Source organism: Microaerobacter geothermalis, assembly GCF_021608135.1.
Classification (GTDB): domain Bacteria; phylum Bacillota; class Bacilli; order DSM-22679; family DSM-22679; genus Microaerobacter; species Microaerobacter geothermalis.
The window spans coordinates 1-7,710 of sequence record NZ_JAKIHL010000064.1 but is presented as its reverse complement, the minus strand read 5'-3'; the positions used below and the strand labels follow the sequence as shown (position 1 = coordinate 7,710).

The following is a 7,710-nucleotide window of genomic DNA, read 5'->3' as shown; positions in this document are numbered from 1 at the left end:
ACGACCCCGGTTCACTGTCATGCACTTGCATCCGCGTCGATTATACAGTAAAAACGTCTCAAGCCACTAAACTGACCTAATTATTTCGCGGCTACCAATCACAAAAAAAGCACATCGCAAAAAGCTCATTAAAGAATATGGTTTCACTGATGAAAGGGATTGATATATAATAAAAACTGAAGTGATACATCGCGGATAGGGGAAAAAATATAGGGGAAGAGGGGTATAGAGGTTATGAAATCCTTTAAAGAAAGTATGCTTAAGCTGATTATTGAAACATCCACCAACCTGCCTGGAGATGTTAGAAGGGCCATTGCCAGAGGCAAGGAAAAGGAAGACAAGGGGACAAGAGCCGCTTTGTCGTTAACAACCATTTCCAAGAACGTGAAAATGGCCGAAGATACAGAGGCACCCATCTGTCAAGACACTGGAATGCCCACCTTTGAAATACATGTTCCGGTTGGCGTCAATCAGATTGAAATGAAAAAGGATATTGAATGGGCGATTGCCGAAGCTACCAGACTTGGGAAACTTCGTCCCAACTCTGTCGATTCACTGACTGGAGAAAACAGCGGCAATAATCTTGGTCCAGAAACTCCGGTAATTCATTTCGAACAATGGGAAAAAGATGAGATTGATGTTCGCCTTATATTAAAGGGCGGCGGATGTGAAAATAAAAATATTCAATACAGCCTTCCAATGGAAATTGAGGGATTGGGGCGGGCTGGCCGTGATCTCGATGGTATACGCAAGTGCATTCTTCATTCAGTCTATCAGGCCCAGGGGCAAGGATGCTCAGCAGGTTTTATCGGCGTTGGGATTGGTGGGGATAGAACCACCAGTTACCATCATGCCAAGAAGCAATTGCTCCGCCACCTGGATGATGTGAATCCTGTTCCGGAATTGGCACAATTGGAAGAATATATATTGGATAAAGCCAATGATTTAGGCATTGGAACCATGGGTTTTGGCGGAAACACCACCTTGTTAGGTTGCAAAATTGGAGCAATCAACCGCTTGCCAGCCAGCTTTTTTGTGTCCGTGGCCTATAACTGCTGGGCTTTCCGTCGTTTGGGAGTCATCTTGGATAAAGAGAACGGTGAAATTAAGGAATGGCTATATAAAGATGGCTTAATTGATCTGGATCAAAAAGAAGAGACTCCTGAAGGGTTAGATTCTATAAAAGCAACCAGGGAAGTTGTGCTTCAGACTCCTTTAACAGAAGAGCAGGTTAGAAATCTGCGTGTCGGGGATGTGGTCATTATTAATGGCCCCATTTATACGGGTCGTGATGCCCTTCATAAATATTTAATGGATCACGATGCCCCTGTTGATCTAAATGGAGCAGTGATTTATCACTGCGGACCTGTGATGCTGAAGGATAAAAACGGCAAGTGGCAGGTGAAGGCTGCAGGCCCTACCACCAGTATCCGTGAGGAACCCTATCAAGGAGATGTTATGAAGAAGTTTGGCATCCGGGCGGTTATCGGCAAGGGTGGTATGGGTGCTAAAACATTGGCTGCCTTAAAAGAACATGGCGGTGTTTACTTAAATGCCATCGGTGGAGCGGCCCAATATTATGCCGAGTGTATCACCAATGTGGATGGCGTTGATTTTCTCGAATTTGGTGTTCCTGAAGCGATGTGGCATCTGCGGGTGAAAAACTTTGCTGCGATTGTGACGATGGATTCCCATGGAAACAGCCTCCATGCGGATGTCGAGAAGTCGTCTTTGGAGAAGTTGGCACAATTTAAGGAACCTGTTTTCAAATAAGGATAAGGGTGCGGGAATCAATCATATCCCGCACTTTTTTAGTCAGTGTGGATGTGGGGAATTTTAGATATGGAAAATACATTTTCATATCCATTTGTGACCTGTTGGGTCATGCATGTTTAGTTCGTGAATATAAGGATTTGTCGAAAAATGTTTACAGATGTAAAGGTTGGTGGTAATTTAATACTAAGAAAAAAGAGTTTAGGGCAAACCCATCGAAAGGTGGGGACGCAAAGCTACAGATCTAAGGTCGATAAACGGCTAGGATGGCTGAGTTGCCAAAATAGATATAGCCATCGGATAAACTGGTGACCGCTGTCCTCTAAGGACAGTTTTGTTTTTTGGAGGCTCTTGCTCAATTATCGGAAAAGGGAACTGTGGCAAAGGGAAAAGTTTCTCCCCCCCAGTTAATAGAAATCGCAGTCATTTATTGGAGAAGGGGTGATTTAAATGGGTAGATCGGATGAGCTAACAGACAAAGATTTGCTGCGTATAATTAAGGAAATGTCGAAATCTGCCCATGAAGAGGGGCTAGCAGAAGAGGAGGAATTTCTTTTTCAGCTTCCTGAAGTTGAGGAAGAATTGGATGAGTTTTATTTCTCTGAAAATGATGGAACGGTTGAAGTAAAAGACGGGAAAATTATCGTAAGGGATCCAGTAAATGATGGGCGTTCAGCAAAAATTAAAGTACTTCCGCCAATTATTCTCATGAAAAATGGACAACCTGTCGAAGGAACAGTCATGGTTTCTTCCACTGATCAATTGGAGTGGCAAATCGAAGATACACCGCTTTATGAGTTGAAAGTGACAGAAGATAACATGTGTGTAACCCTTACCGTCTTTGCGTTGAAAAAATGTAAATTAGAACTAGTGGATGCAGAGCCTGTCCATTGTTTGGCGCTTCGTGTCAAAGAAGTTAAAGAGGAGATGAGGGAATTAACCACATCGGAGGTATATGCCGATTTGGTTAAGTTGAAGGTAAAAAGGGAACTCATCAAATTAAGTGTGATCCATCGTGAGATAAGAAACCCTTCTTATCAGCCTGTCTGTGTTGTTGAAGGAGTTCCTCCCGTTGAAGGGAAAGACGGTTCTTTAGAGCTATTTGTATCTACAAAAGTAGAGGAAGCCTTGGAAGAAGTTCAGGGCAAAGTGGACTTTAGGAACCGACTCAAAATCCCCTCGGTTAAAAAGGGAGATCTCATTGGAAAGATACATACCGCTGTGCCTGGAAAACCAGGGTATGATGTATTTGGTCAGGTTGTTCATCCTAGACCCGTAAAGGAAGTAAAGGTAGTACCCAGGGACCACGTGAGCCTGAATGAGGAGGGGATTTTGCTTGCTCAACAGGCAGGGCGTCCCAGGGTAACTGGCTCGGGGAGAGTAAAGTTTGTAGATATTACCCGCACGTTTATCGTGAGTGGAAATTTGGATATAGAAACAGGAAATATTGTATTTTCCGGAGATGTGGTTGTCTACGGGGATGTATTAGATGGAATGACCATTGAAGCTTTGGGGGACGTATTTATTTCAGGAAGTGTTTTTTCTTCCACCATTACGGCAACAGGAAATGTTACAATTAAGGGGAATGTTGTAGACAGCTCTATCCATTCAGGATATTTTGGAGTCATTTATAACCAGTTATATCAGCAATTCAGTCAATTATTGGAGAAGTTTATTGCATTGGAAACGGCCTGTTTAACCGTACTGAAAATTGCCTATTCAAGTGGGAAAAATGTTTCGTTGGGCCGGGTGTTAATCACATTAATGGAAACCAAATTTTCAGGAATAAAATCAATGGTTAAAAAAGTAGAGGAGCTAATGAAGCAAATCAAGGAGGAGGTGCCTGATGAAATTGATACCGTGTATCATGAGCTGGTTTATTACACCAAACCATATGAGTTAATGGGGACTTCTTCTCAATCGAAAGTAAAAGAAACCGTATCGAAGTTAAAAGAGGCAATCACTTGGATAGAATCCATGCAGGTGCCAGATGCCGATGTAGAAATATCACAATGCACCCTGTCTCAAATAAAGGCTAATGGTAATATTCTAATTAAAGGAGCAGGAACCTTTAACAGCCAACTTCTCTCAAAGGAAAACATCTACTTTTTTCAGTTGGATGCCGTTTGTAGAGGAGGACGGGTACAATCAGGGAAAAATATTATTGCTTCCATGGTTGGTGGAGATGTAGGAGGAGAAGTTCATTTAATCGCTGCAGAGATGATCAAATCGACTCAATTTAAGAATGGAAGGATTACCATTAAGGGCCGTTCAGAAGAAATTTTTAAACCAATTGATCATTTGGTCGCATATGTGCGGGATGGTAAATTAATCATCGAAAGCTCCTGAATGGGTATCAAAATCAATCACTTAGAAATAAAGTGAAACCCGCAAAGGCAATTGCCTTTCCCGGGTTTCTTCCTAAATGGTTACTTTATCCTTTGATTAGTTTAAAAACATTTTTTGACTAATTTCACTTGCCAATGTATTTAAAGTGGATAAGTCCGTTTCATCAAAGGGGGTTAACTGAAAGCTAGTAACTACCAGATATCCCGTAGGGGATTGCTCAGGTCCCAATATAGGTACTTTTAATTTGGATAAAACATCCTCAGGGGGATACATTTCTCCATTGGAAGAAGTCACTGTATATCTAAGGTCATCATCTTGCCAATAAATTGCCGCCCAATCAATATGGTTCACTTGGGAAACAAGTTTATGTACGATGGTTTCAAATAATTGAGTAGAAATCGTGGTTCTATGTACCCTTGCAATCAATTCCAATGAAGTGATATCTGTTGCAATAGACATAGAAAATCCTCTCCCTTCATCATTTAAATCCATTGTAACAAGAAAGTTGCCCCAATGGTTGTAGTAAGTTAAGGAAAAAACATTTACCTTAACCCGTAAACCTTCATCTTATTGTACAAAGTTCCCCGGGAAATACCCAACAGTTTTGCGGCTGCTTTCTTATTCCCATAGGTTATTTTGAGTGCTTCAATGATTCTTTCCTGTTCTGTTTTTTCCTCTAGCGGTGTATTTTCTAGCGGTAATGTCGGCAGGAATTTTTTTTGCAATGGTTCATGTGATTCATTTTCCAATATTTCCATTGGCAAATGATGGGGCTCAATCACATCACCGTCACACAGAATCATGATTCTTTCCACCATATTTCGAAGCTGTCTGATGTTTCCCGGCCAATCGTATTGAACCAGACGATCAATGACATGGTTGGTCAGCAATGGAACGGGTTTATCATAAATGGCAGCCAATTCATAAAGAAATTTCTGGATGAGATCAGGGATATCTTCCTTTCTGTTTCTAAGTGGAGGAATTTCCAATGGAAAAACATTTAAGCGATAATATAAATCTTTACGGAACAGCCCTTCCTTTACCATATCCTCCAGCGGGCGGTTGGTTGCAGCCAAAATGCGGATGTTTACTTGGATCGGTTTTGTTCCTCCCACACGATAAAATTGTTGATTCTGCAAGAAGCGCAATAATTTTGCTTGTAATTCTAAAGGCAATTCTCCTATTTCATCAAGGAATAATGTCCCGCCGTCAGCCAGTTCCAGTTTTCCTTTCTTACCTCCTTTTTCAGCACCAGTAAAGGCCCCCCCTTGATAACCAAACAGCTCACTTTCAAATAATGCAGAAGGAATGGCACCACAGTTTATCGCGATAAAGGAATGCTGTTTTCTTCGACTGGCCAGGTGAATGGCTTGGGCAAATAATTCTTTTCCTACCCCGCTTTCCCCCATTAATAAGACAGTAGCGTCAGTGGCTGCTACCTTTCTTGCCTTTTCAACAGTTGTGCGAAGGGAAAAAGAATGTCCTTTAATCGGATAAAAAGGGTCATCGGCAGGGTGGTTTTTATTCATTTCTTTTTGCAAATGGCGAAGATGAGCGGTTGTTTGAGTCAACTCTTCATTTAGACGAACCAGTTCGGTTATATCTTGTTCGGTTGAAATGGCCCCAATGATTTTATCTTCTTTTTTGATCGGTGAAGCATTGATCATCACATGCCGGTCTGGTCTGGGAATGTGATAGGTTCTTCTAACAGGGATGCCGTGGCTCAAAACCTCCATCAACTTGATGGACCCCGTTGGAAAATACTCTTCAATGGGTCTGCCAATGATGGAATCTTTGCTGATTTGATACACTTTTTCAGCCACTTCATTCCAAACCAAAACGGTCCCGCTCTCATCTACAATGGTTACAGCTTCCGACATCGTAGAAAGCAATGAGTTCATCAGCAGCTGATTCGTTTCACAATTCTCTTTTAATTCCCGGATGAGTTCCTCCCAGAGAATGATATGATAGCCAAAATCATCTTCTTGAACTCTTCGAATAATAAAAGCTGTGTTAATTGGTGAGTGTTTGCCCAAGAGGGGAATCATTTCTTTAAAGGGTGTTTGATGGTCTATTAAAACAGGTTTTAAATGAGGAAGCTGACGTAAAGGTATATCCATAGGAAGGGTTCGAAAAAATGGCCAATATTCCTGTGGGATTACCCCCATAGGTTTAGTGTCGCGTAAAATAAGAGCAGGTTTAGGTCCTAAAGACGAATGGAGCAATTGATGGATGGTGGCGTTTTCATCAAAAATTAGGAGGGGTGTAAGTTTCATCATATCTTTTCAACTCCTTCTATTAAACACAACTGTATAAAAAATAAGGATAACTAAACACTTTGCTTGAACAAATATGTATGACACCTTTCAGTTTAGTGTAAAAAGTCTTAAAAAAGCAAGATTTTTTTTGGCGTGATATTTGCATGTTTACCAGATAAAACTAACTTTAAAAGCGAGGGATGAAGATGGATCAACTGTTAAAGAATTTCTTTTTGTTTCTCTCAAAAAGCCGCGGGTTGAATCGTATGGCGAAAAGATATGGATTAGCACTTGGGGCAAGGCGCGTCGTAGCCGGGGAAACCATTGAAGAAGCCATTGCGAAGGTGAAAGAATTAAATGGACAAGGTTTAGTCTGCACGTTGGATCATCTTGGTGAATTCGTATTTAGTGAGGAAGAAGCAAATGAATCGGCAGATTATTGTATTCGTACATTGGATGCGATTTACGAGTCAGGGGTGAATTCAAATTTATCATTAAAAATGACCCAATTGGGTTTAGATATCAGCAAAGACTTATGCATGAAAAATATGAGAAGGATTTTGGAGACTGCGAAAAAGCATGGGAATTTCGTAAGGATCGATATGGAAGACTATGCCCATTGCCAAGTAAGCATTGATATTTACAAGGAATTAAGGAAAGAATTTGATAATGTGGGCTTGGTTATCCAGGCTTATCTATACCGTAGCGAACAAGACATTCAGGATTTAAACGGATGGAATGCCAATCTGCGATTGGTAAAGGGAGCCTACAAAGAGCCTGCTGAGGTGGCATTTCCCGAGAAAAAAGATGTGGATGAGAATTTCAAAAAACTAATTAAAATGCACTTGAACAACGGAAATTATACAGCCGTTGCCACCCATGATGACAACATTATTCAATTTACGAAAGACTTGGCTGAGAAGGAGAATATTCCCCGGAATTTATTTGAGTTTCAGATGCTGTATGGAATCCGTACCCAATCCCAATTGGAGTTGGTGAAAGAAGGATATAAAATGAGAGTGTACGTCCCTTATGGAACGGACTGGTATGGTTATTTTATGAGAAGACTGGCTGAACGTCCGGCGAACGTTGCTTTTGTCCTCAAAGGGATGTTTAAGAAGTAAATAACGGAAAGAATGGAGTAAAAAGCCCTCAAAAACATCCGGACAAATTGATGTGAGTTAGTTTGAGGGCTAATTTCATTCTTTGATATGAAAATAATTCCCTCCCGGGTCATACTGATCTAAAAATGTCAAGTGCTTGGTATCAATTTCCAGATAAAAATGGGTATAGGGATGCCCGGGATAATCGTTGTAAATGTTTCCAGTAG

At 41.1% G+C, this 7,710-nt stretch carries 5 protein-coding genes and 1 riboswitch; of the genes, 3 read left to right on the top strand and 2 right to left on the bottom strand.

The genetic code is table 11. The features are described from left to right. The first annotated feature begins 234 nt into the window (after nt 1-234). Nucleotides 235-1,773, top strand: a complete 1,539-nt coding sequence (locus L1765_RS15470) for a fumarate hydratase (protein WP_236408392.1) — start codon at nt 235-237, stop codon at nt 1,771-1,773. Nucleotides 1,774-1,968: 195 nt separating this feature from the next. Further along, a riboswitch (cyclic di-GMP riboswitch) is annotated at nt 1,969-2,056 on the top strand. Between the two features lie 167 nt (nt 2,057-2,223). Next, nucleotides 2,224-4,122: a FapA family protein gene (locus L1765_RS15465; protein ID WP_236408391.1), complete on the top strand. Its 1,899-nt coding sequence runs from the start codon at nt 2,224-2,226 to the stop codon at nt 4,120-4,122. A gap of 96 nt (nt 4,123-4,218) precedes the next feature. Here the strand turns inward: L1765_RS15465 and L1765_RS15460 are convergent, their stop codons facing one another. Further along, nucleotides 4,219-4,581, bottom strand: a complete 363-nt coding sequence (locus tag L1765_RS15460; protein WP_236408390.1) for a GAF domain-containing protein — start codon at nt 4,579-4,581, stop codon at nt 4,219-4,221. A gap of 83 nt (nt 4,582-4,664) precedes the next feature. Continuing rightward, complete coding sequence (locus L1765_RS15455; protein WP_236408389.1) at nt 4,665-6,401, bottom strand: sigma-54 interaction domain-containing protein; 1,737 nt, start codon at nt 6,399-6,401, stop codon at nt 4,665-4,667. Nucleotides 6,402-6,586: 185 nt separating this feature from the next. On the opposite strand from L1765_RS15455, the gene L1765_RS15450 reads away from it, so the two are divergent. Continuing rightward, nucleotides 6,587-7,504, top strand: coding sequence for a proline dehydrogenase family protein (locus L1765_RS15450; protein WP_236408388.1), 918 nt, complete (start codon nt 6,587-6,589; stop codon nt 7,502-7,504). Nucleotides 7,505-7,710: the final 206 nt, after the last annotated feature.